The organism is Vibrio sp. 378, from assembly GCF_033339435.1.
In genome coordinates, this window is the sequence record NZ_JAWOUO010000960.1 from 1 (window position 1) to 562 (window position 562).

Annotated in this window: 1 protein-coding gene; it reads left to right on the forward strand. The window is 44.1% G+C overall.

The genetic code is table 11. The annotated features are described in order from the left end of the window. The first annotated feature begins 8 nt into the window (after positions 1–8). On the forward strand, positions 9–500 hold the full coding sequence (locus R7Q48_RS29815; RefSeq protein WP_318133994.1) for a DUF4136 domain-containing protein: 492 nt from the start codon (positions 9–11) through the stop codon (positions 498–500). Positions 501–562 lie beyond the last annotated feature (62 nt).

Consider the following 562-nt stretch of genomic DNA (forward strand, 5'->3'; position numbering starts at 1 on the left):
TTGGGGCAATGGCGCTTTTGATGGCCGCTTGTACGACAGTAACAACAGACGTGGATAAACAAGCGGACTTCGCTTCTTACAAAACGTTTGATTTTGGTACTCAAAATGATGCTCCAGCAAGTATCGATGGACGCCGTATAGAACAAGGTTTGGCTGCTCAACTGGAATCGAAGGGGCTTTCTCGAGTTGCAAGTGGTGGTGATTTATACGTTCATCACGATATCGTTGAGGAGTCGGAGTTGGTATCGTCTGGTTCTTCTTTTAGCGTCGGTTATGGATGGAACAGCTTTGGTGTGATTACATCAAGCCCTGAACGATATAAAGAACGCAAATACGGGAAGTTAGTGGTAGAGCTGGTGGATAGTAAGGCGAACCAAGTTGTGTGGAAAGGCGTTTCAAGCCGCAAGTTAACCGAATCAATGAGTACTGAGAAAAGGGAAAATTTGATCACAGAAGAAGTTGCGAAAATGTTCGAAAACTACCCATATGGCAAGAACTAAGTCCTCAGTTATATCAAACTGAGTGGCTAAAACCACGAGGCGAGAATTTCGATTGCAAATTC